Annotated in this window: 15 protein-coding genes; 8 read left to right on the forward strand and 7 right to left on the reverse strand. The window is 37.2% G+C overall.

Features of this window, described 5'->3' with window-relative positions:
* Positions 1-97: 97 nt before the first annotated feature.
* The gene (locus N7931_RS07540; protein WP_262793084.1) at positions 98-463 is read right to left on the reverse strand and encodes a histidine triad nucleotide-binding protein; all 366 of its coding nucleotides are present in this window, start codon (positions 461-463) and stop codon (positions 98-100) included.
* A gap of 145 nt (positions 464-608) precedes the next feature.
* On the opposite strand from N7931_RS07540, the gene gorA reads away from it, so the two are divergent.
* The 3 genes from gorA to N7931_RS07555 all read left to right on the forward strand — a co-directional run bounded on the left by gorA (position 609) and on the right by N7931_RS07555 (position 7,759).
* Positions 609-1,964 (forward strand): glutathione-disulfide reductase, encoded by a 1,356-nt coding sequence (gorA, locus tag N7931_RS07545; protein WP_262793085.1) that lies wholly within the window; start codon positions 609-611, stop codon positions 1,962-1,964.
* 332 nt (positions 1,965-2,296) lie between these two features.
* Positions 2,297-2,758 carry a hypothetical protein gene (locus N7931_RS07550; protein ID WP_262793086.1) on the forward strand — a complete coding sequence of 154 codons (462 nt, stop codon included), beginning with the start codon at positions 2,297-2,299 and terminating at the stop codon, positions 2,756-2,758.
* Between the two features lie 195 nt (positions 2,759-2,953).
* Positions 2,954-7,759 (forward strand): tandem-95 repeat protein, encoded by a 4,806-nt coding sequence (locus N7931_RS07555; RefSeq protein WP_262793087.1) that lies wholly within the window; start codon positions 2,954-2,956, stop codon positions 7,757-7,759.
* A gap of 118 nt (positions 7,760-7,877) precedes the next feature.
* On the opposite strand, the gene N7931_RS07560 is transcribed toward N7931_RS07555, so the two are convergent.
* On the reverse strand, positions 7,878-8,735 hold the full coding sequence (locus tag N7931_RS07560; RefSeq protein WP_262793089.1) for a right-handed parallel beta-helix repeat-containing protein: 858 nt from the start codon (positions 8,733-8,735) through the stop codon (positions 7,878-7,880).
* A 47-nt stretch (positions 8,736-8,782) separates the two neighbouring features.
* A complete protein-coding gene (locus N7931_RS07565) occupies positions 8,783-10,471 on the reverse strand; it encodes a rhamnogalacturonan lyase B N-terminal domain-containing protein (RefSeq protein WP_262793090.1) in 1,689 nt (562 codons plus the stop codon).
* A gap of 684 nt (positions 10,472-11,155) precedes the next feature.
* Here N7931_RS07565 and N7931_RS07570 point away from each other — a divergent pair.
* The 4 genes from N7931_RS07570 (at position 11,156) to N7931_RS07585 (ending at position 17,555) form a co-directional block, all read left to right on the forward strand.
* Positions 11,156-13,990 carry a TonB-dependent receptor gene (locus N7931_RS07570; protein WP_262793091.1) on the forward strand — a complete coding sequence of 945 codons (2,835 nt, stop codon included), beginning with the start codon at positions 11,156-11,158 and terminating at the stop codon, positions 13,988-13,990.
* Positions 13,991-14,143: 153 nt separating this feature from the next.
* Complete coding sequence (locus N7931_RS07575; protein ID WP_262793093.1) at positions 14,144-15,634, forward strand: tryptophan halogenase family protein; 1,491 nt, start codon at positions 14,144-14,146, stop codon at positions 15,632-15,634.
* On the forward strand, positions 15,631-17,106 hold the full coding sequence (locus tag N7931_RS07580; protein WP_262793095.1) for a tryptophan halogenase family protein: 1,476 nt from the start codon (positions 15,631-15,633) through the stop codon (positions 17,104-17,106). The genes N7931_RS07575 and N7931_RS07580 overlap by 4 nt, the downstream gene beginning before the upstream one ends.
* A gap of 65 nt (positions 17,107-17,171) precedes the next feature.
* Complete coding sequence (locus tag N7931_RS07585) at positions 17,172-17,555, forward strand: DUF2750 domain-containing protein (RefSeq protein WP_262793097.1); 384 nt, start codon at positions 17,172-17,174, stop codon at positions 17,553-17,555.
* 12 nt (positions 17,556-17,567) lie between these two features.
* Here the strand turns inward: N7931_RS07585 and tusA are convergent, their stop codons facing one another.
* Complete coding sequence (tusA, locus tag N7931_RS07590) at positions 17,568-17,816, reverse strand: sulfurtransferase TusA (RefSeq protein WP_262793099.1); 249 nt, start codon at positions 17,814-17,816, stop codon at positions 17,568-17,570.
* A gap of 83 nt (positions 17,817-17,899) precedes the next feature.
* Here tusA and N7931_RS07595 point away from each other — a divergent pair, with 83 nt between their 5' ends.
* Positions 17,900-19,129 (forward strand): glycosyltransferase, encoded by a 1,230-nt coding sequence (locus N7931_RS07595; RefSeq protein ID WP_262793101.1) that lies wholly within the window; start codon positions 17,900-17,902, stop codon positions 19,127-19,129.
* Here N7931_RS07595 and panC read toward each other — a convergent pair.
* Genes panC through pcnB form a run of 3 tightly spaced genes read right to left on the reverse strand, consistent with a single transcriptional unit; the run spans position 19,122 to position 21,818 of the window.
* Positions 19,122-19,973, reverse strand: a complete 852-nt coding sequence (gene panC, locus N7931_RS07600) for a pantoate--beta-alanine ligase (protein WP_262793103.1) — start codon at positions 19,971-19,973, stop codon at positions 19,122-19,124. The two genes, N7931_RS07595 and panC, sit on opposite strands and share 8 nt — an antisense overlap.
* A 22-nt stretch (positions 19,974-19,995) precedes the next feature.
* Positions 19,996-20,493 (reverse strand): 2-amino-4-hydroxy-6-hydroxymethyldihydropteridine diphosphokinase, encoded by a 498-nt coding sequence (gene folK / locus N7931_RS07605; protein ID WP_262793105.1) that lies wholly within the window; start codon positions 20,491-20,493, stop codon positions 19,996-19,998.
* Entirely contained in the window at positions 20,490-21,818 is a 1,329-nt protein-coding gene (gene pcnB / locus N7931_RS07610; RefSeq protein ID WP_410369341.1) for a polynucleotide adenylyltransferase PcnB, read from the reverse strand. Before pcnB ends, folK begins: the two co-directional genes overlap by 4 nt.
* Between the last annotated feature and the right edge of the window lie 81 nt (positions 21,819-21,899).

Raw genomic sequence — 21,899 nt, forward strand, 5'->3', positions numbered from 1 at the left:
TTCAAATTTAGAATAAAAAAACCAGCATTTTGCTGGTTTTTTTATTAGTGGCTCATACAGCCGTTCAAGCGATTAAGCCCTCTATACTTTTAGTTTTTTAGTTTTTTAGTTTTTCTGTGTAAGGTGGCCAACCCATCGCTTTGCCTGCCAACATGTGCAGGTGAATATGATAAACGGTTTGACCGCCATTTGAATTGCAATTCATTACGACTCGGTAGCCTTGTTCATCAAAACCATGCTCTTTGGCAAGCTGAGCTGCAACTATATATAAATGGCCGATTAATGATTTGTCTTCAACGGTAATATCATTAATGGTTGCAATTGGTTTTTTCGGGATAATTAAACAATGAAATGGTGCTTGTGGATTTATATCTTTAAAAGCTAAAGCTTGATCGTCTTCATAAATAATATCAGCAGGAATTTCTTTGTTAATGATTTTGGTAAAAATGGTATCGCTGGACATATCAGCTCCTTGCGGTTAGCGTATAAATTTAGAGTACAGATTAACTCAATCGATTATTTTGATTTAGCTACCTGAGTTAATTAGTTTACTATAACAAAAGTTTTAGGACAGAATTTTTAAAAATAACCAAAGAGTGGAACTGAATATGACGCAACATTTTGATTTTTTAGCAATTGGTGGCGGTAGCGGCGGTATTGCAAGTGCAAACCGAGCAGCAAAATTAGGCAAAAAAGCTGCGGTAATTGAAGCTAAGTATGTCGGTGGTACTTGTGTGAATGTTGGTTGTGTACCTAAAAAAGCAATGTGGTACGCAGGACAGATCGCCGATGCGATGAAATACGCAAAAGATTATGGCTTTTCATTTTCAGATCCTTCACTTAACTGGGCAAAGCTGGTTGAAAGTCGCCAAGCATATATAGAGCGAATTCATGCTTCTTATAACCGTGGCTTTGCTAATAATGGGGTTGCTTTAATTAATGGGTTTGCCAAATTTGTTAATGCAAATACAGTTGAAGTTAATGGCCAGCAAATTACCGCAGATCATATTGTAATAGCCACGGGGGGTTATCCTGCTATTCCCCAAATTCCAGGGGCTGAACTTGGTATTACCTCCGATGGTTTTTTTGAACTACATGAGCAGCCAAAACGTGTAGCGGTTATTGGTGCTGGTTATATCGGTGTGGAACTTGCCGGGGTGATGCATGCATTAGGGTCTGAAACGCATTTAGTGATCCGGAAAGACAAGCCACTAAGAGATTTTGATCCTATCTTGGCTGATACTTTAGTGGATGTGATTAAAGCAGAAGGCCCAGAGTTACATACTTTTTCTAATCCAAGTGAAATTTGCAAGCAAGCAGATGGTAGCTTAGTGGTTAAGTTTGATAACGGTAAAGCTTTGCCTGCTGTTGATAAAGTCATTTGGGCTGTTGGCCGAAAACCGGCAACAGAGCAAATTAATTTGCAGTCAACAGGGGTTGAGTTAGATGAGAAAGGCTTTATTAAAACTGATGAATATCAAAATACCAGTGTTAAAGGTATTTATGCGGTTGGCGATAATACCGGGCGTGCTGCTTTAACGCCGGTTGCTGTGGCTGCCGGGCGACGTTTATGTGAGCGTTTATTTAATAATAAACCTGACAGTAAATTGGATTATAACGATATTGCCACAGTGGTATTTAGCCACCCACCTATTGGAACTGTTGGTTTAACTGAACCAGAAGCGATTGAAAAATATGGTGAAGATAAGGTTAAAGTTTATACTTCACAATTTACTGCTTTGTATCAGGCAATGACCTCACATCGCCAACCAACTAAAATGAAATTAGTTTGTGTAGGTGAAAATGAAAAAATTGTTGGGATTCACTCAATTGGTTTTGGCTCAGATGAATTGATTCAAGGCTTTGCAGTTGCACTAAAAATGGAAGCCACTAAAGCCGATTTTGATAACACAGTAGCGATCCATCCAACCAGTGCAGAAGAATTTGTTACTATGACAGGTTAGTGTAGAAAACATACCAATACACTGTTTAACAATCTAAAAGAATTATATAAGAGCTGAACAATTGTTCAGCTCTTATACTACTAACCATTCAATAAATCTCAATTCAAAGAACAGCCCATCAATCAGTCGGTAAGGGTTATTTTTAAAAGCTATACCTCAACCAGATAAAGGGATGTATTTAAAATAGTTTGTTTTATAAATGTTTTTATTTGTTTTTATTTTAAATCTTATTTGTTTTCTTTTTGTTTCTACTTAAAAGGCTTGAGTTTCGTCAAAATTAAGATAAATTGAGCAAAGTTTTTTACATAACATAAAAGCTTAAGGTTGCTTCAATGATAAATTTATTTAATAAAATAAAAGCCGTGTGTTTAGTTGTGTCTTTATTAGGTTTTAGCAGTGTGGTATTGGCTGCCCCTCCGACTATATGGGGAGCAAAACATAAAATCCCTTATATGCCTTATAGCCCTGTCGCATACCAAATAATTTATGTAACCGTATTTGATGGTTCAGATGCTAACATTAGTGTTATTGCATTTGACGATCGAGGGAATAAATTTGATTTAGAAGTGGTTAGTACTGCAAGTGTCGGTACAGTGACACAATTATCACCTGTAATTCTTAGTGAATTAGAGGCACATGGGTTTACGAGCTCAAGGGCTGCTTTTGAAATTACTGTAAACAATCCAAATGCGATAGTTTATGCATCTTATAGCATTAATGGATCTTACAGAGGTTTTGTGCCAGTTGAGCGCACTTATATACTCAAAAACCCTAATCCTGAAACTGAAGAATAGCTAAGCATCAGAGAGTGCTAGGCTCATTTATCGTCAAAATAATCGCTGGATAGCCCTACATTATATTAAATAGAGTGATTGAGACAATAGATGTTACAACGTCAGTAAAATCTGCCTAAAAATATTCAAATTAACCACTTAATAATTTTGATTCGTTGCATTAACTCTAGATATAAAAAAGAATAAAGGCCGAGAATGAAAAACATACTTTCTAAAATTCATGCCGCATTGATACTCATATCATGCTCTACAGTAAGTTTAAATGCCTCTGCAGCATGTTATGAAGATATTGATTTTGGTGACTGGTATAATGATTTTGGAGATCTTTTTCTGACGGAAGCTGAATGTTTAGCTAGTGAAGATGGCGGAGATAGTGGAGGTCCGGTAGATGTACTAACAAGCACTGATATTACCCGAACGATTGATGCCGAAACTAATTATGTTTTTCAGATGAGTGATTTCACCTTGTTTGATAGCAGTGGTAATCCGTTAGCTGTAACCGCAATTGCTTATAATTATAGCGCTTTCAACGGGGTTTTATATCGAGATTTAAATGGTAATGACACTTTTGATGGTGGCGATGAAGCGAGTGTCAATGGAAACTTATTAAGTAGTGTATCTAGTGGTTCGTTAAAATACATGCCAAATAGTGGCTCGGGTGATGAATTTGATTATATCGCGTTGTTTTTATATAACGACATGTCAGATCCTGTACCAATGCTAACTACAATCAATGTAACCGCGGCTGCTAATAATACCCCTCAAATAGACTCAAATATACAAGATTATACCCTAGACGAAGATTTTACGGAGTTTGATATATCGGTTTCTATATCACATGCTGATGAAGACGCTTTAATGTTAACCGTAAATGCAGACGATAATTCAATTTTTACGCTTACACCCAAATGGAATACACAAACACTACAAGCAGACGATTATTCGAATAAAGAGCTAGTTTTAACAGTTACTGCCAAAGCGGATCAATATGGTAGCAGCAAAGTTACCTTATTGTTGATCGATGAAGCTAATCAACAAGTGACAAAAGACTTTTTAGTCACAGTGAATGCAGTTAATGATGCGCCTAAAATAACAGGAACACCATCAACCTCAGTTAATCAAGGTGCTACATATAATTTTGTACCTACAGCGACAGACAGTGATGTGGGCGATAGCAAAATATTCAGTATTGAAAATAAGCCAAGCTGGCTAACTTTTAATACAACCACTGGAGAATTAAGCGGCACACCTAGCCAAAGCGATATTGGCACATACAGCGGCATAATTGTTTCAGTGACTGATTCTGAAAATGCAAAAGCGTCACTCTCAGCTTTTAATATCACGGTCGTTAATGTAAATGATGCACCAGTTGTTAGTATGGCCAAGTCTTATACTACTGATGAAGATATATCAGTAGGACTAAACTATACAGTTTCAGATGCGGATGATGATTTAATAACTATAACAAGTAGTTCACCAGCTCTCGGTACAGTTAACACCGAAACTCAACCAATTAGCTACACTCCGAATCAAAACCAAAATGGGACTGACAGCTTTACTTTAACATTTGATGATGGCAATGGCGGTATTGTCACAAAATCGGTGACAGTTACGATCAATCCAGTTAATGATGTACCAGTAATATCAGGGGGAGCATCAAGCTCAGTTGACCAAGGAACTACGTATAATTTTATACCTACAGTGACAGACAGCGATGCGGGTGATAGCAAAATATTCAGTATTGAAAATAAGCCAAGCTGGCTAACCTTTAATACAACCACTGGTGAATTAAGTGGAACCCCTAGCCAAAGCGATGTTGGCACACACGGTGGCATAATTATTTCTGTGACTGATTCTGAAAATGCAAAAGCGGCACTCTCTGCTTTTAATATCACGGTTGTTAATGTAAATGATATACCTCTTGTTACTATTGAACCATCATTTACTACCGAAGAAGATACAGCTGTGACACTGAGCTATTCTGCTTCAGATGTTGATGGCGATTTAATTACTATTACTAGCTCTAAACCCGCTAATGGAGTTGTAAACATTATAAATCAGGACGTTATCTATACTCCAAATCAAAATAAAAATGGAACGGATAGCTTTATTTTAACGTTTGATGATGGTAACGGCGGCATTGTTAAAAAAACTATTAATATTGAAGTTCATGCTGTAAATGATGCACCTGAAATAGGAGGAATACCTCAAGGTACAATCAATCAAGGAGCTAAATATAGTTTTATTCCTGTAGTGACGGACAATGATCAGGGGGATACAAAAACATTTAGTATCACAAATAAACCGACTTGGTTGGTCTTTAACGATACTAACGGTGAATTATCAGGTACACCTGGTCAAAGTGAAGTGGGTAAATACGATAATATAGTTATTTCGGTGACAGATTCAGCAAGTTTAACAACTGCACTGCAACCCTTTAGCATTGAGGTTATTAATGTAAACGATGCACCTGTAGTTACAATCGATGAGGAGTTAAATACTCCTGAAGATACCCCAGCAACATTAAAATATAGTGTGTCTGATGTGGATGGAGATACGGTGAAGCTAACCTATACGCAATCAAGTATCGGAGCTGTGAGCCTAAATGAAGTAGCCCATGAGATAACATTTACACCAACTAAAAGTGGTAGTGATAGCTTTACGGTAACTTTTAATGATGGTAATGGTGGGGTTGTTACAAAAACTATCAAAGTTATTACGACTGCAGTCAACAAAATCCCAGTAGTTATAATTAATGAAACGTTACATACTCCAGAAGACACTTCAGCGACATTAAAATACAGTGTATCTGATCCGAATGGGGATACAGTTAAAGTAAACTATACTCAAGCTACAATAGGAACTGTGAGCCTAGACGAAGTAAATAATGAAATTATATATACGCCAACGGAAAGTGGTAGTGATAGCTTTATGGTCACGTTTGATGACGGCAATGGTGGGATTGTTACAAAAACTATCAAAGTTGTTATTGGCGCCGTAAATAAAGCTCCAGTAGTTACAATTGATGAGACGCTACAAACTCTTGAAGATACCAGTGCTACATTAACCTATAGTGTGACAGATCCAGATGGCGACACAGTTTCAGTCACATTTAAAGAAAACACTGAAGGAACTGTAAGTATAAATGCAACTGCAAATGAAGTGACTTATACTCCTGCAGAAAATGTTAATGGTACTGATAGCTTTAGCCTGATTTTTGATGATGGAAATGGAGCTAAAATCACAAAAGAAATTAAAGTCACGATTGATCCCGTGAACGATGAATTAGTGGTTGAAATAGAAACCAGCTTAACGGTAGTTGAAGCAACAACAACTGATGCTGAAGCAGTAGAGTTAGCTTACAAAATAACAGACAAAGATGAGGATGTTATAAGTATAGACATAACCATTAACCCTGAGCTTGGTAGCCTTGTTATAGATCGTGAAGCTCAAAAAGTTTTATATACACCTTTTTTAAACAAGTATGGCTCAGATAGCTTTACTTTAAAATTTTCCGATGGCAATGGCTCAATCGTTGACAAAGTTATCTCAGTAGAGATTAGTGCTGTCGAACGAATTCTGGAAATAAGTGGTGAGCCTTTGTTAACTATATACCAATTTACAGAATATAGTTTTGTTCCAGTGGTTAGTGAAAGTGCCAACGAAGCTGAAAATACTTTTACTATAACCAATAAGCCTGATTGGTTGGAGTTTGATAGTTCAACTGGCAAATTAAGTGGAACACCAAAAGTAGTAGGTGATTACACAGGTATAACGATTACAGTAAATAATGGTTCTAAAAGTGCTACTTTACCGGCTTTTGCTATTGAAGTACTTGAACCGGTGATCCAAGTTGCAGAGGCTGACAACGGGTATCTGTGGAATGAACAACTTGGCTGGATATATCTGCAAGGCTCTAAAACAACATTTGAGGTTTACCCTGATCATTTAGAAGGATATATATGGTCTCCTGTACTTGGGTGGATTGAACTTGGCAGCCAGCATCAGGCAAAAATTAGCCACACTTATCTAAATACTTCAAGTTCAGATTGGGGTATTAATATTGACTCGTCAGGACAATTCTCAGGCTACGGATGGAATGAAAAAATAGGTTGGATTGATTTCAATAGTGATGGCGCACAAGTAAACCTGAATAAGGCTACTGGTGAGATTTCTGGTTATGCTTGGAACGAACAAGTCGGTTGGATTGCTTTCTCAAGTGATGTCCATACCGTTAAACTTAAGACTAAAGAGCCAGATCCTGTTGCGCCTTCACCAGGTTCCAATGCGCAAGATGCCATAACGTCTGCACAAAACGCTAATACAAATACAGAGTTGAAAGACACTACTGAAACGGATAATTCGTATGTTGTTACCACAGTAAAAGATGGTGTAGAAACAAAACAAGAAATATCAAAGAACGGTGATAATGTTGTTAAGGTTGCAAATGCATCTGGTGGCGCAACATTTGTCAGTAAAGATGGGACTAAGTCTGTTTCTATTAATCAGAATGGTACAACCCAAACATCAACCAAAAATTCAAGTGGAGAAGTGTCAACTGTTATTGCTAATGTATCGGCCGCAGTCAACATTACACCTAATTCAACAACAACGAGTATTTCATCCAATAGTCTTGATGAAGGTAATAATGTCACCTCAATAAATATTCAAACTATATCTGAAGGTTCTAATTCGACCACTACAAATATCCTCTTAGCTAATGGTGGAGCAACGCAAGTTTCAGTTTATGGCCCAAGTACAACAGTCATTAATGGAGATGGTACAATTCAAACGACTTTAAATAGCAGTGACTATGGGCAAATAAATATGATTTCACAGGTAAATGGTGGTGTATCAATTAGTGCAGGCAGCAGTATCAGCCAACCTGTAGTGTTTAGTCTACCATCTAACTCTACTATTGATTTGACTACAACAGGAATGCGCGCTATCACTAGCTTGCCTCTGACGGGAAGTGTGTTGGGGAGTAGAATATCAAACTAACAAAGGCCAGAGTTTGAGATACCGATGAGGCGTTAATAATCAAAAAGGATATTAGCCAGCACTAATATCCTTTTTTGATTTTATGGTAATGGCTTTGCCTTATTACGCAATTAATGATTTAGTTTGCGACAGAACCGCCACAGTCAACTGCATTAATTGATGAGTTAGGGCTATTGCGGATACGGCAATTTGTACTGCCGCGCGAAACGCCTTTGTTTACTTGTACATCGCTACCATCCTGAATATAAATACCTTCTTTATTGGCGCGATAAATATCCACAGTATTAACTTCAATACCATAGCTGCCGGATACCGTAAATAAGCCACGGCCAGAGTCTCTTGAAAATACTTTTTCCACAAATAGGTTAGGTCCAGCATTATTGGCAAAACGCATAGTGGCGTAACCACCATTTTGATCATTGTTATAGCCAGTTACTCGGTAAATAGAACCATTGCGGCTGCGATTAACTAATACACCACACCCGCCAGTATCGCGGGCAAATACTTCGCCAATCTCAAAACCATTTACATCCCATAACTCTAAAGCATGGCCACCCTGATTATCAGCGGTAATGTTGTTTATGGTGACACTTAAATTAGCTGTGCCTTGATCAAAACGGATCCCGCCAACACTATTTGGATTGTTCACCATTGTAAAATTTTCAATTGTAAAACTGCTACAGCCTCGGGCAAACAGGGCATATCTTGGACTACCCGTTACCGTTACATTTTTAATGGTAACCCCACGACGATTCATGCAACGAAATAAACCATCATTAGTGATATTGCTGCCATCTATAGTTCTACCTCCAAAGTCATAAGTTTCATTATCTAATAATGAAATTGATTGGGTCGGTACATCTGGTATTTGGCTGGTATCAGCCGCTAATGCGTGAGTACTGGTTAAACATAAAGTAAACAGGCCAGCAAGCGCTGATACTAATAACGATTTATTTTTAGATGTTGTTATTTTCATTTTAATATTCTCTTATAATTTAAACGTTTTATTTGTTATGGCTTGGATTAATCTAGTAAATCTATCGCATCAACACTAATGCTAGGTGATAAATAACCAGTCGTGGTGGTACCACTAATTACACTGATAGTTAACTCATTCCAATCGGCTGAATTGGTTTGCCAAGCACTGGCAGGGATATCATAAGTAAATGTGGTATTGTTACACCTGTAACTACCGGTAGTGAGATTTCGAGTGCCAGGTTGGCTGGAAGCTGATTGAAATGCAGATGTCCAGTTATTAACGGTAATGTTCGGGCGACCGCCAGCAAATGCACAGGTTATTCCAATTCTTAATTGATGCGCTTGGGTTAATTGGCTAGCTGACAATTTAAAATAAATTTTGTGATCATTATTGATGTCTTTCCAAATATAAGCTGGAAAGGTGGAATCGCTGGTTGTGCCAACAATATAATTAGCAGGATCCCAGCTACTCATCCGTACATCAGAAGGATGCATGGTGGTTAACTTATCACCATTTAAAAACTCTTGTGGTGAGCCATCCCAATCTCCAATTCGCCAAATCGCAGCCGTATCACTGGGATCATTGTTAATCGTAAATGAGTTTAAAATAGTGGTATTGCCTGCCTGAACCGATACGCTTTTAGTGTCTACCGCTAATTCTCCCTTGTAGGTGGTCATAGTGTAGGTACCGGGGCGCATATTGTTACTACTAAAATAACCACTGCTTGGATTTGCCCCCGTCCAGTATTGTGCTGTGCTATTAGCAAAACCAATTGTATAATCAAAATTGGAATCCATATTATTAATACCAACCCCAGCAACTCGACCACGGCCAGAATCAGCTAAATAACCGGATAATCCCATTTGTGAAAACCAGCTTGTATCTGGAGTTAATGGCTCAGAACCATCGGTTACAACTAAAGTGTAATGGTTTAAAATTCCGGTACGGTAAGCTTCGGTTTGTGCTTGTGCATAATTAACAATATAAGTAATTTCTTGATCCGTTGAGCTGCCTTGGTTTAACAGGCTACGATAAAATGGCCCGCCGGAACTACCCTCTTGATTATCTTTAACCAACCATAGCCCCACAGCGCTACCGGTTGCCCCAATAAATTTCCAATCTATTGCCCGCATGTTTGAATAATGTTTAGAGCGTGTCTCACCATTATTGAGGGCAAAAATATCACCGGCTTCAACTGTTGAAACCGTTTGGGAAATATCTGAAGGCTCAGGACCATAAGGCAGTTGAGAGCGTTGCATACGTAAAATGTACCTAACGTGACCATGTACATCAGGTTCATTACTGAAATAGGTTCCCATATAAATATTAGGATAGCCATTTCGAGCCATATAATAATGGGTTAAATCTCCAGCCTGCACCGTAATTTTAATAAAGTCAGAGTTAATAGTTTGAGCACTAACTGATACAGAAGACGTACTACTATATAACCAGTCAAAACCAGAATTTATTTGAGAACCTCTGCTCTGATTTTGAAACTCCACCCCATTAATTTTTAATGATGCAAGATCCCCTGGTGATTGAGTGCTGGAGCCATTATCAGTTCGTCTGATACTAAAAACGACCCCTGCATTGGTATCTACAGTATAAAAATCTGTAGAAGTAGTTAACGAAAAAGCAGCAAAAGCTGAATTCGATATGGTGAAACAAATAAAAGACCAAATATATAAACCCCACTTTATATATTTTTGGTTTAATGTTTTTAAGAACAACATAAATTTACCTTCTCTTAATTATAATAATTACCTGCCATAGTTTTTAGATGCTGTCCGATGTGCCCTTAGGTTTACTAAATAAAGTTTTCCTCAGTATTTGTTTTAAATGAGCTTTAAAACACATCATTGTGTTTAGTTAACATGACTAACTAAACAACCTCTTAATTAACTATTACAGGTTGTTAGCCTGCTTAATTTTTATTTGTATATAAATTAAGCAGTAAGAGTAAAGTCGTTAAATAACAAAAGATCAATCTTTTTTGATCTTTTTTAATCTTTTTCAGTCTTTTTGTTTCATTTATGTAACTTATTGCAATTTTGAAAGTTTGTAAACTTTAAGAAAATCCTATTTATATTACTTTTACACTGAGTTCTGTGTAAGAATTTTAAATCTAATCTTTATGCATACGTATGCATTTTTATGGTAATAAATTTATTAACATTGTTTTTTAAGTTAATTTTAAACTTACTAAACTCATGATTTTAATAGATTAATATTTCTTTTTTTTAATTCTCAATGTTTTTTTTATGTTAATTATGTAACTGAGCTGTTTATGAATACGTATGCACCTTGTTGTTGTTAATAGATTGCTACCGCTAATATTAGCGCTAAGCTTGATAAGACGGTTATTTCATCAAGCAGCAATTTTTATATTCAAATTGTCTATACGGCAGGGGATACACATGAAACAATTTAAACCAAGTTTATTAATTTTAGCTCTAGCTACTACTGGCTTGCTTTCTTATCAATCTGTTGCAGCTGAAAGTGATGGTGCCAATAATACTGAAGTTGAAGAAGTCATTCAGGTTCGAGGTATTCGCGGAAGCTTAATGCGCGCGCAGGCTGTCAAAATGGATAGTACTTCCGTCGTTGAAGTTATTTCTGCAGAAGATATAGGTAAGCTACCAGACTCATCAATAGCAGAATCACTTGCTCGATTACCTGGTTTAGCGGGCGAAAGAAGAAACGGTCGTACCAGCGGGCTTTCGGTTCGTGGTTTTAAAGAAGATTATGTAGGTACGACTTTAAATGGACGTGAAGTTTTAGGTATTGGTGATAACCGAGGTGTAGAATACGATTTATATCCTTCTGAAATTATGAGTGGGGTAACAGTTTATAAATCACCGGATGCAACTTTAACTACTCAAGGTGTTGGTGGTACTGTCGATTTACAGACTGCCCGTCCATTAACTTCTGAATCTTATGTTGCTGTAAATTTAAATTATGAAATGAATGGTAAAAAATCAGCAAATAGTGATTTTGATGATAAAGGCCATAGGTTAGCATTGAGTTTCTCAGATAAATTTGCTGATGATACTGTTGGTATTGCTTTATCAATTGCATCAACATCTTCTCCTAGTCAGGAAGATCAGTTTCGAGCATGGGGATATAATGATGCAGATCCGGATAAAATTGCTGCTGGTGTAAGTGTTCCTAGCGGAGAAAGTGTTAAGTTTTTTAATGGACAAGACTCTTATACTCGTTCAGCTGTATTAGAGCGTGATACTTTTGCTGGTGTTATTCAGTGGGCTCCAACCGAAGATCTAACTATTTCGATTGACGCATTATATATTGACTTTTTAGAGGAAGAAGTTAAACGAGGTACAGAAGAGTTATTAGGTAATGACTATTTAATTACTGCTGTAGATGGCAATGTAGCTACTTCTGTTACATTTAATGATGGCTTTCATTCAGTTATTCGTAACGATGCTAGAGTGAAAGAAGCTAAATTGAAAGCATTAGCTGCAAATTTTGACTACCAACTAAATGCTGATTGGAATTTGAAGTTAGATTTAGCTCGTTCTGAAACAGATAAAACGTTAACTGATATTGAGAGTTATTCTGGTGTCGGGCGCTCGAATACAGCAAATAGACCAGAAACTATCCGTTCATACAATTTAACTTCTAAAGGAGCTAGCTTTGAAAGTGTTGCTGGATCTCCTGACCTAAGCAATTTTGATATTATCAAACTGGCGGGCCCACAAGGTTGGGGCGGCTCATTAGCTCCTTATGCTGATAGTGATTTTTCAGACGATAATTATTCATATTTTGATGGACAAGATGGTTTTGTGAATGAGCCTGTATTTGATGAAGAGCTAACAACACTCCGCTTAGATGCTACAGGTTATATTCAGTGGGGTATTTTCAACCAAATTACTTTTGGTGCTCATTACTCAGATCGTAGTAAAACTAAAGATAATGGTGGTTATTTCTTAACTGCGCCAAATTGGCCTACAGCTATAGCAATACCTGAAGAATACCGTGTTGGTGCTGCAGACTTAGATTTTATTGGTAATGTATCTGTTGTCGCTTACGATAGTATTGGAATGTACAGCGATGGCTTTTATACCAAATATGATGCAGCGGAAACAGAGCCTGACCGTGAAGGTGATAGCTATACGATTGATGAAACTTTAATCACCTTATTTACTAAATTAGATTTAGAGGCAGAACTAGGCGATATTTTTGTTAAAGGTAATCTTGGTGTGCAAGTGGTTGATACGGACCAAAGCAGCACAGGTAAAATTTCTTATATCGATCCTGAAAACCCAGGTTTTGTCAAACTAGAAGAAGTTAATGGTGGTGCTCAGTTTACCAAAGTACTCCCTAGCTTAACGTTAAACTTTGAATTAACAGATGATATGGTTGTGAGAACTGCCCTATCGAAAACCTTAAGCCGTCCTCGGATGGATGATTTACGTCCTGGGAGTGGGAAAAAATTCAAGTTTAATGCTAATAATGTTCAAGAAACAACTAACCCTAAAAATGGTCCGTGGGAGTCTAAAACTGGTAACCCTACATTAAGGCCAATTGAAGCTAATCAATTTGACTTAGCCTACGATTGGTACTTTGCTGAAGATGGCTTCTTGTCAGCTGCTTTTTTCTTTAAAGATATTACTAACTGGCATAAAAATGTTGAAGTCGTTGAAGATTTCACTGAGTACTATATTGAAGATTACCATTTTGTAATTGAAGATGGCGCACAAGTGAAGCCTACTTTATTTGATGGTATATCATCTACTCGGGCTGACGGTTTAACGGGTTATGTCAGAGGGTATGAATTGCAAGCGACATTACCAATGAGAATGGTTGCAGATGTATTAGATGGTTTTGGGATGGTTGCTAGCGCTGCTTTTACTCAAGGTGGATTAAGTGATGGTTCTAACATTCCTGGGTTATCGGAAGAAAGCTACCAATTAACAGCTTATTATGAATTAGGTGGTTTTGAATTTAGAGTTTCTGGACGTAAACGTAGTGCATTTACAACTGAGACTTACGGCGGCAGCTTAGCTTTGACACCAACTGAGGATGCAGGTTCTGAATTATGGGATGCCCAGATTAGTTATGATTTTGGTAAAGCAGGAGTGGAAAGCCTTGAGGGGTTAACTATCTCATTACAAGGCCAAAACTTAACTGACGAAGATACAGTTCAGTTTGCTAATGGAGATCCGCGCCAGATAACTCAATATCAAACTTTTGGTGCGAACTACCTATTAGGTCTGAATTATAAATTTTAATTTCTAAATTCAGTCAGAATTAATCAACTAGCGGTTAATAATAAAACCCTGCTAAGCTTAAATGATTAGTAGGGTTTTTTATTATTGATTTTCTTCAACTATTTTTCTGAAGGTTAGTCGCTATTAATAAAAAGACTATAACTGTGAGAGAACATGCAAACACAAGTACAAAAAATAGTGATCGTGGGTGGTGGCACTGCAGGTTGGATGACTGCGGCAATGTTGAAAAAAATACTCGCAAATGCTGTAAATATTGAGTTGGTTGAATCTGAAGCAATTGGGATTATTGGGGTTGGTGAGGCAACGATTCCACCAATTCGCCTTTTTAATAATGTACTTGGAATTAACGAAGCTGAATTTATAAAAGCAACTAAAGCCAGTATCAAGCTTGCAATTAAATTTGAAAATTGGCGGACAGAAGGAGAAAGCTATTTTCATACTTTTGGTGCACCAGGAAAAAGTATGGCTTTTTGTCCATTTCATCATTTTTGGTTAAAAGAGCAGGCTATTAATAAAAAAGATATTTGGCAGTACGACTTAAATTATTTATGCGCTATTAATGGTCAATTCGATAAACTAAAAACTCAAAATCCTTTTTATGATATCCCGTATGCTTATCATTTTGATGCCGCCTTATATGGACAATTTTTACGCTCTTATGCAGAAGCATGGGGAGTTAAAAGAACAGAAGGAATCATAGACAATGTGATTCAAAACTCTGAATCAGGCTATATTGAAAGTGTTCAACTTCAATCTGGAGATATAATCTCAGGCGATCTTTTTATCGATTGCTCTGGTGCAAAAGGCTTACTAATTCATCAAACTTTAAATACTGGTTATGAAGACTGGAGTCATTGGTTACCCTGTGACCGTGCTGTTGCTGTAGCTTCAGAACGTTTTTCAAAAAGTGCTTTATATACTCGTTCAATTGCTCATTATGCTGGTTGGCAATGGCAAATTCCCTTACAGCATAGGAATGGTAATGGTTTGGTTTACTCGAGTCGGCATATTAGTGATGAACAAGCTGTTGATTTATTATTAAATAACTTGGGGTCTGATTCTTTATCCGAGCCTAAGCTTGTCAAGTTCCGGACTGGACGGACTCGTAAACAGTGGAATCGAAATGTGATTGCAATTGGCCTATCTAGTGGCTTTTTAGAGCCTCTGGAATCGACCAGTATTTACCTAATTCAATCAGCTATTGTTAGGTTATTAAACTTATTTCCTAATCAGGGGATCGATAACCGACAGAGAAATGAATATAACCAGCAATCTGAAATAGAATATAGCCATATTAGAGACTTTATTATTTTGCACTATATTCAGAACGAGCGTAATAACAATAAATTTTGGCATGAAATGCAGCAAGTCGAGCTCCCTGAACGTTTACAACATAAAATGGAGCTATTTAAAAAACAAGGTGTATTAGTTCAAGAACAATATGACATTTTCCTAGATTCATCTTGGCTTCAAGTGATGGTAGGGCAGGGGATAACTCCCCAAAGTTATCATCCACTTGCTAATAACATCAAACAACAAGAGTTATCTTCGATGTTAGAAAATATAAGATTAAGTAAGCTAAAGCCACTTGAGCAGATGCCAAGCCATGATAATTTTTTAAATACATTAATGCAGTCAATATGATAGATAATTTAAATAAAAAAAAATTAGTGATCTTAGGCGGTGGAACTGCTGGTTGGATGGCTGCAAATTTATTTTCAAAACACTTATCGGAACATTTTCAAATTATATTGATTGAATCTCCTGAAATTGGAATTGTTGGGGTTGGTGAAGGCTCAACTCCTAGTCTAAAACGTTTTTTTGAAAATTTAGAAATTGAAGAAGCTGACTGGATGCCTAAATGTAATGCCACCTATAAACTGAATATTCGCTTCTCAGGGTGGAGTCCACAATCCGGCATAACTGAATACAGCCACCCCTTTATGAGCCAGGTTGATCTATTTACAAAAAAAGCTTTTTATACGAATTGCTTAACTCGCAGGCTAGGGTTAAATGTTCATACCAACCCAGAGGATTTTTTTCTAAATGGTATACTTGCAAAACAAAAGAAGTCACCTATCGCCGGTATAAACTTTCCTTTTACAGTCGAATACGGCTACCATTTTGATTCTCAGCTACTTGGAAACTATTTAGCTGAGTATGCAAAAACTCAAGGAGTAAAACACTATCAACAAAAAGTCGTTGATGTGGTTCAGTCTCCTAATGGCAACATAACAAAACTAATACTAGATTCTGGCCTGCATCTAGAAGCAGATTTTTTTATTGATTGCTCAGGCTTTGCTAGCGTCTTAATGCAAAAAACATTAAATGTGCCTTTTAAGTCATTTAACGATAATTTATTTAATGATTCAGCTGTGGTTATGCCTAGTCAGATCACAGATAAAGTGCCAGTTGAAACTTTATCAACTGCATTATCTAACGGTTGGGCTTGGAAAATTCCATTAACCAATAGGTATGGTAATGGCTATGTTTATAGTTCAAGTTTTCTCTCTAAAGATAAAGCCGAACTTGAACTTATAAAGTTAGTAGGCTCAAGTGGTGATAAGCAGAAAATCCGACATTTAAAAATGAAAGTGGGCCAGTTGAAAAAACATTGGCAAAATAATTGCCTTGCCTTAGGGTTATCACAAGGCTTTATTGAACCGCTGGAAGCTACTGCTTTACATTTAGTTCAAGTTTCTATCGAGCTTTTCATTCAATATTTTAAAGATGGTGGGTTTTCTAATGAATTTCAGACAAGCTATAATGAAAAAATATCAGAACGTTTTGAGCGAGTTAGGGATTATATAGTTGCTCATTATAAGTTAAATACACGTAGCGATAGTCATTATTGGCAGGCTAATCGAGAAAATTTACATTTATCTGATTCTCTAAGGCATATTTTGGATGTATGGTATCGACGTGGCAATTTAGAGTTAGAAATAGAAAGACAAAAACTAGAAACCCATTTTAATGCTGCTTCTTGGCATTGTTTACTCAGTGGATATGGTGTTTACCCTAAGCTTGCTCCTAACCAGCCAGGTAAGGGCGATTTATATTTGGATGAGAATATCCAAAGTTTTCTGACTAGATGTGCAATGAACTTTAAAATTTAACAAGTATCGATACATTTGTTTTATTAAAAGGTTAGAATACACCAAATTTCATCCGAGAATTTATCATGTCACAACTAGAATCCAGTATTCAAATCGAGCTTGGCTTTTATCGCGAAGTAGCAGCTCAGCGCCAAATTTTTACGATTGCTGATGAGCAAGGTATCCCAACACCAAAAGGGGCTGAAGATGAGCAAGTTATGCCATTTTGGTCAAGTGAAGACAAAGCATTAAGCTTTATTAACCAAAATAGTGGTTATCAGGCATTTAAACCTTTGGCTATTGAGTGGGATACTTTTAGCGATAAGTGGGTTGCAGGCATTGCCAACGATGATTTATTAGTTGGTTTAAACTGGCAACAAGCAGATGCTGAAAACTGTGTAACAGAAATAGAACTGTTATTAAAAGGCGTGATTGAGTGTTTAAAAGCACAGCCAATTAAATCCAAATAAATTTGTGGAAATTTATTCCACAAGGCCTTTTTTAATCAGATATTGGTAGGGTTTATTGTCGGTTTGCATTGCAATTAACCCATGATCCATAAAGCGGCAAAAGCTAGGAATATCTCTGGTGGTTGACGGGTCATCTGCGGTAACCAATAACGTTTCACCTGTTGGCATTTTGCGGATAGCTTGCCTGACCATCATAACAGGCTCTGGACATAATAGACCGAGAGCATTTAATTGATGATCTGCTTTTTCAAATGGATTCATACACATAACCTGACAACTTAAATCGGATGTTAAGTCTAATCAGTCTGTTAGATTAATCCAAGCGTATTTTGTTAATAAATCACATGAAAAAACTATTGGTTATCGGCTATGTATGGCCTGAACCTAACTCTTCGGCTGCTGGCCGCTACATGCTTAATTTACTCAACTTTTTTTTAGCGCTGGATTATCAAATTCATTTTGCCAGCCCGGCTGCTGAAAGCGAACATAGGTTTGAATTTGAGCAATTAGGTATTCAAAAAGTTGAAATTAAACTCAACTCAAGCTGTTTTGATCAATACATTTGTGAGTTACAACCGAATGTTGTTTTGTTCGACCGCTTTATGATGGAAGAACAATTTGGCTGGCGGGTAGCAAAATATTGCCCAAATGCTTTACGTTTATTGGATTTAGAAGATCTACAAAGTTTACGTAAAGCCCGCCAGCAAGCTTTAAAGCAAGCGCGAACAGTGGTGTTTGATGATTTTCAGTCTGATATTGGATTAAGAGAAATTGCAGCTATTTGGCGCTGCGATATGGCTTTTGTGATTTCAAAATATGAAATGACCTTATTACAAACACAGTTTAACTTACCGGCTAATAAATTATTTTATTTACCTTTTACAATTGACTCTACACCAGTCATTGAAGATTTATTAGCTTATACCAACAAACACCATTTTATTTGTATTGGTAATTTTAGGCATGAGCCAAATTGGGATGCCGTATTATATCTAAAAGAGAAAATATGGCCGTTAATTCGTAAAGAGTTAAAGCAAGCTGAGCTGCATATTTATGGCGCTTATCCACCCAAAAAAGCCACACAATTGAATAATCCAAAACAAGGTTTTTTAGTTAAAGGCTGGGCTAAAGATGCAATGCAAGTCATGCAAAATGCTAAAGTCTGTTTAGCGCCATTGAGATTTGGTGCGGGTTTAAAAGGAAAACTATTTGAAGCCATGTTGGCCGGCACACCTAGCATTACAACACCAATTGGTGCCGAGGCAATGAGTGGTGATTTTAATTGGCCGGGTAAAGTGGAAGATTCGGCTGAAAAACTGGCTCAGGCAGCAATCGACGTTTATGAAGATGAAGCCAACTTTAAACAATATCAGCAGTTAGGGTTGGATATTTTAAACCGTGAGTATTTAACTCAGCCATTTTTTGAAAGTTTTAAGATAAAACTAAATGAGTTAGCACAAAATTTAGCACATCATAGAGCCGACAATTTTACCGGCGCTATGCTTATGCACCATACAATGAAAAGCACTCAATATATGGCGCAGTGGATAGAAGCTAAAAATAAGCTTATTTAAGTTTTACCTGTATATTATCAATTAACCTAGTTGAGCCTAAAAAGGCGGCAATTAAAATCACGATTGAGTTGGTATTTTTATCAGCAGGTTGTAACGTTTTGCTGTCTAAAATCCAAACATAATCGGTTGTTAAACCGGCTTGATAAATGTTTTGTTTGGTTTTTACAATTAACTGAGCGAAGTTTTTATCGCCTTGTTCCAATTGATTTTTTAACTGGGTTAAATTTTGATAAATAACTGCGGCTTGCTGCTTTTCTGCTTCGCTTAAATAACCATTTCTGCTTGATTTAGCTAAACCGGATGTTTCTCTGACTGTTGGTACACCAATAATTTTGATTGGTATGGATAAGTCTTCAACCATGGTTTTGATTAACGCGAGTTGTTGAAAATCTTTTTCGCCAAAGCAAGCAATGTCAGGCTGAACCAAATTAAATAATTTATTAACTATGGTTGTGACACCTCTAAAGTGTCCGGGGCGGGAGTCTCCACAATATAGCTCTGATAAATGTGGTACTTCAACCCATGTTTGGTTATCTAGCCCTTTTGGGTAAATAATCTGAGGTGTTGGGGTAAATAATAAATCCACTTGCGCAGCTATTAAGGCTTGGCTGTCGGCTTCGAGTGTTCTGGGATATTTATCTAAATCTTCGTTTTTGCCAAATTGCATCGGATTAACAAAAATACTGACGACAATTTTATCAGCATGTTTTTTAGCTTCTTCTACCAAACTTAAATGGCCCTGGTGAAGATTGCCCATTGTGGGAACAAAGCCTATGGTATAGCCCTGTTTTTTCCAGTCAGAAATTTGTTGTCTTAAAACTGAGATTTGCTCGATTGTTTGCATTTTGGATCTTAACGTAATTAACTTAAAAAGCAGTTGCAGGTTTAATAACAGTTAAACCGTTTTTAGGCACTTTCGCCAGTAAGGTTTGCAAAGTTGTGCCACAGGGTAAGATTAACTCTGGGTTTAACTCAGCTAATGGATAGAGTACAAACTCGCGGGTTTTCATGCCGTAATGTGGCACAGTTAAGCGCTCTGTATTTAAAGTTTGTTCACCAAATAAAATGATATCTAAATCTAATGTTCTTGGCCCCCAGCGTTCATCTTTACGCTCTCGGCCATGTTCTAACTCTATTTTTTGCAGTGAATCTAATAGTTCAATCGCGCCAGCATGGCAGTTTAGCTGGATAACTGCGTTAACATAATCAGGCTGATCTTGCGGCCCCATAGGTTTGCTGGCATAAAGCGAAGATACTTTAATATCAGCCACAAAGTTAAGTGATTTTATTGCTGCAACTGCATTAAGGATTTGGTTTAGCGGATCAGCTAAATTACTGCCCAAGCCTATATAACAAGTGATCATTGTTGTGGTTTTTTTCTTCTTTTAGGATTACGGCGGCGTGAACGTCTTGGTTTATCATCGCTGACTTGGGCAATTAAATCTTTTTGGATGAGTTCATCGCTTTGTTGCAGTTCAGTCCACCAGTTAGCGAGTTCGGCTAAATCACCTTGTTCGACTTGAGCTCTGAGTAATAAAAAGTCGTAGGCAGCTCTAAATTTTGGATTTTCCAATACTTTTAAACTACGTTTTCCGGCGCGTTTTTCGAGCCTTGGTTGTAATAACCAGATTTCACGAATAGTGCTGGAGAACCGTTTTGGAATCACAACATTATATTGGCCTGAGTCTAAAACTGCGTGGATCGCCATAAATAAAGCATCATGCTCTGGAACTTGCTGGCTTAAATAATGCGCTTTAGCTGACTCTACTTCATACCATAAAAAGGCTGCAAATAAAAAAGCTGGCGTAATCCGCAAATTACGGTTTACTCTGTCATCTGTATTATGTAAAGCATGTGTAATTAATGCATAGGTTTTACTGTTTGTATCAGCAACCTGTTCGGCTAAATTTGGGAATATTTGTTGAAATAATTGATACTCGACCAAAAATTTAAAGGTGTTTAAACCTTGCCCGGCCAAAAATAATTTTAAACACTCTTCAAACAAACGAGCTTTGGGAATATTTTGCAGCAAAGGCGCAAGTGTTTTGATTGGTTTGGCAGTTGAGTCTGTTATCTGCATATCTAATTTAACCGCAAACCGGATCGCTCTTAACATTCGTACTGGATCTTCACGGTAGCGAGTTTCAGGATCGCCAATTAAATCAATTTGTTTATTAGCGATGGCTTCAACACCACCCCAATAATCTAAAATACTGTAGTCGGCAATATTGTAATATAATGCATTAGCTGAAAAGTCACGGCGCTCAGCGTCTTCATCAATCGTACCATACACATTGTCACGCAATAACTGCCCATGTTCTGATTGTTTGCCTAAGTTTTCTTGTTCTTCATCATGATGGCCACGCAAAGTCGCAACCTCAATAATGTCTCTGCCAAATACTATATGTGCCAGTCGAAAGCGACGGCCAATTAACCGACAATTACTGAATAAACTTTTAATTTGTTCTGGTGTGGCATTGGTGGCGATATCAAAATCTTTGGGTTGCAAACCTAATAAAATGTCACGTACACCACCGCCAACTAAATAGGCATCAAAGCCACAGTCTTTTAGTCGGTACAGCACTTTTAACGCATTTTTACTAATGTGTTTGCGAGAAATGTTGTGTTCGCTTCGTGGGATGATTTTTAACTGGCCGATTGGTTTAGTTGCCGCTTGATTTTTACCCATTATTTTTTTACACAAACCGATTATACGATTGATAATAGCCTTGCCCTTAAAGTTTTAAAACTGGCGCAATGATATAACAGC

This window comes from Catenovulum sp. 2E275 (genome assembly GCF_025515275.1).
Taxonomy (GTDB): domain Bacteria; phylum Pseudomonadota; class Gammaproteobacteria; order Enterobacterales; family Alteromonadaceae; genus Catenovulum.

What these genes read in the sequence shown, in the direction of transcription:
- N7931_RS07540 (WP_262793084.1), bottom strand. Translation starts at nt 463, where the DNA reads ATGTCCAGCGATACCATTTTTACCAAAATCATTAACAAAGAAATTCCT.
- folK (WP_262793105.1), bottom strand. Translation starts at nt 20,493, where the DNA reads ATGATCACTTGTTATATAGGCTTGGGCAGTAATTTAGCTGATCCGCTA.
- N7931_RS07560 (WP_262793089.1), bottom strand. Translation starts at nt 8,735, where the DNA reads ATGAAAATAACAACATCTAAAAATAAATCGTTATTAGTATCAGCGCTT.
- N7931_RS07555 (WP_262793087.1), top strand. Translation starts at nt 2,954, where the DNA reads ATGAAAAACATACTTTCTAAAATTCATGCCGCATTGATACTCATATCA.
- N7931_RS07595 (WP_262793101.1), top strand. Translation starts at nt 17,900, where the DNA reads ATGAAAAAACTATTGGTTATCGGCTATGTATGGCCTGAACCTAACTCT.
- gorA (WP_262793085.1), top strand. Translation starts at nt 609, where the DNA reads ATGACGCAACATTTTGATTTTTTAGCAATTGGTGGCGGTAGCGGCGGT.
- N7931_RS07575 (WP_262793093.1), top strand. Translation starts at nt 14,144, where the DNA reads ATGCAAACACAAGTACAAAAAATAGTGATCGTGGGTGGTGGCACTGCA.
- N7931_RS07565 (WP_262793090.1), bottom strand. Translation starts at nt 10,471, where the DNA reads ATGTTGTTCTTAAAAACATTAAACCAAAAATATATAAAGTGGGGTTTA.
- panC (WP_262793103.1), bottom strand. Translation starts at nt 19,973, where the DNA reads ATGCAAACAATCGAGCAAATCTCAGTTTTAAGACAACAAATTTCTGAC.
- N7931_RS07570 (WP_262793091.1), top strand. Translation starts at nt 11,156, where the DNA reads ATGAAACAATTTAAACCAAGTTTATTAATTTTAGCTCTAGCTACTACT.
- N7931_RS07550 (WP_262793086.1), top strand. Translation starts at nt 2,297, where the DNA reads ATGATAAATTTATTTAATAAAATAAAAGCCGTGTGTTTAGTTGTGTCT.
- N7931_RS07580 (WP_262793095.1), top strand. Translation starts at nt 15,631, where the DNA reads ATGATAGATAATTTAAATAAAAAAAAATTAGTGATCTTAGGCGGTGGA.
- tusA (WP_262793099.1), bottom strand. Translation starts at nt 17,816, where the DNA reads ATGAATCCATTTGAAAAAGCAGATCATCAATTAAATGCTCTCGGTCTA.
- N7931_RS07585 (WP_262793097.1), top strand. Translation starts at nt 17,172, where the DNA reads ATGTCACAACTAGAATCCAGTATTCAAATCGAGCTTGGCTTTTATCGC.
- pcnB (WP_410369341.1), bottom strand. Translation starts at nt 21,818, where the DNA reads ATGGGTAAAAATCAAGCGGCAACTAAACCAATCGGCCAGTTAAAAATC.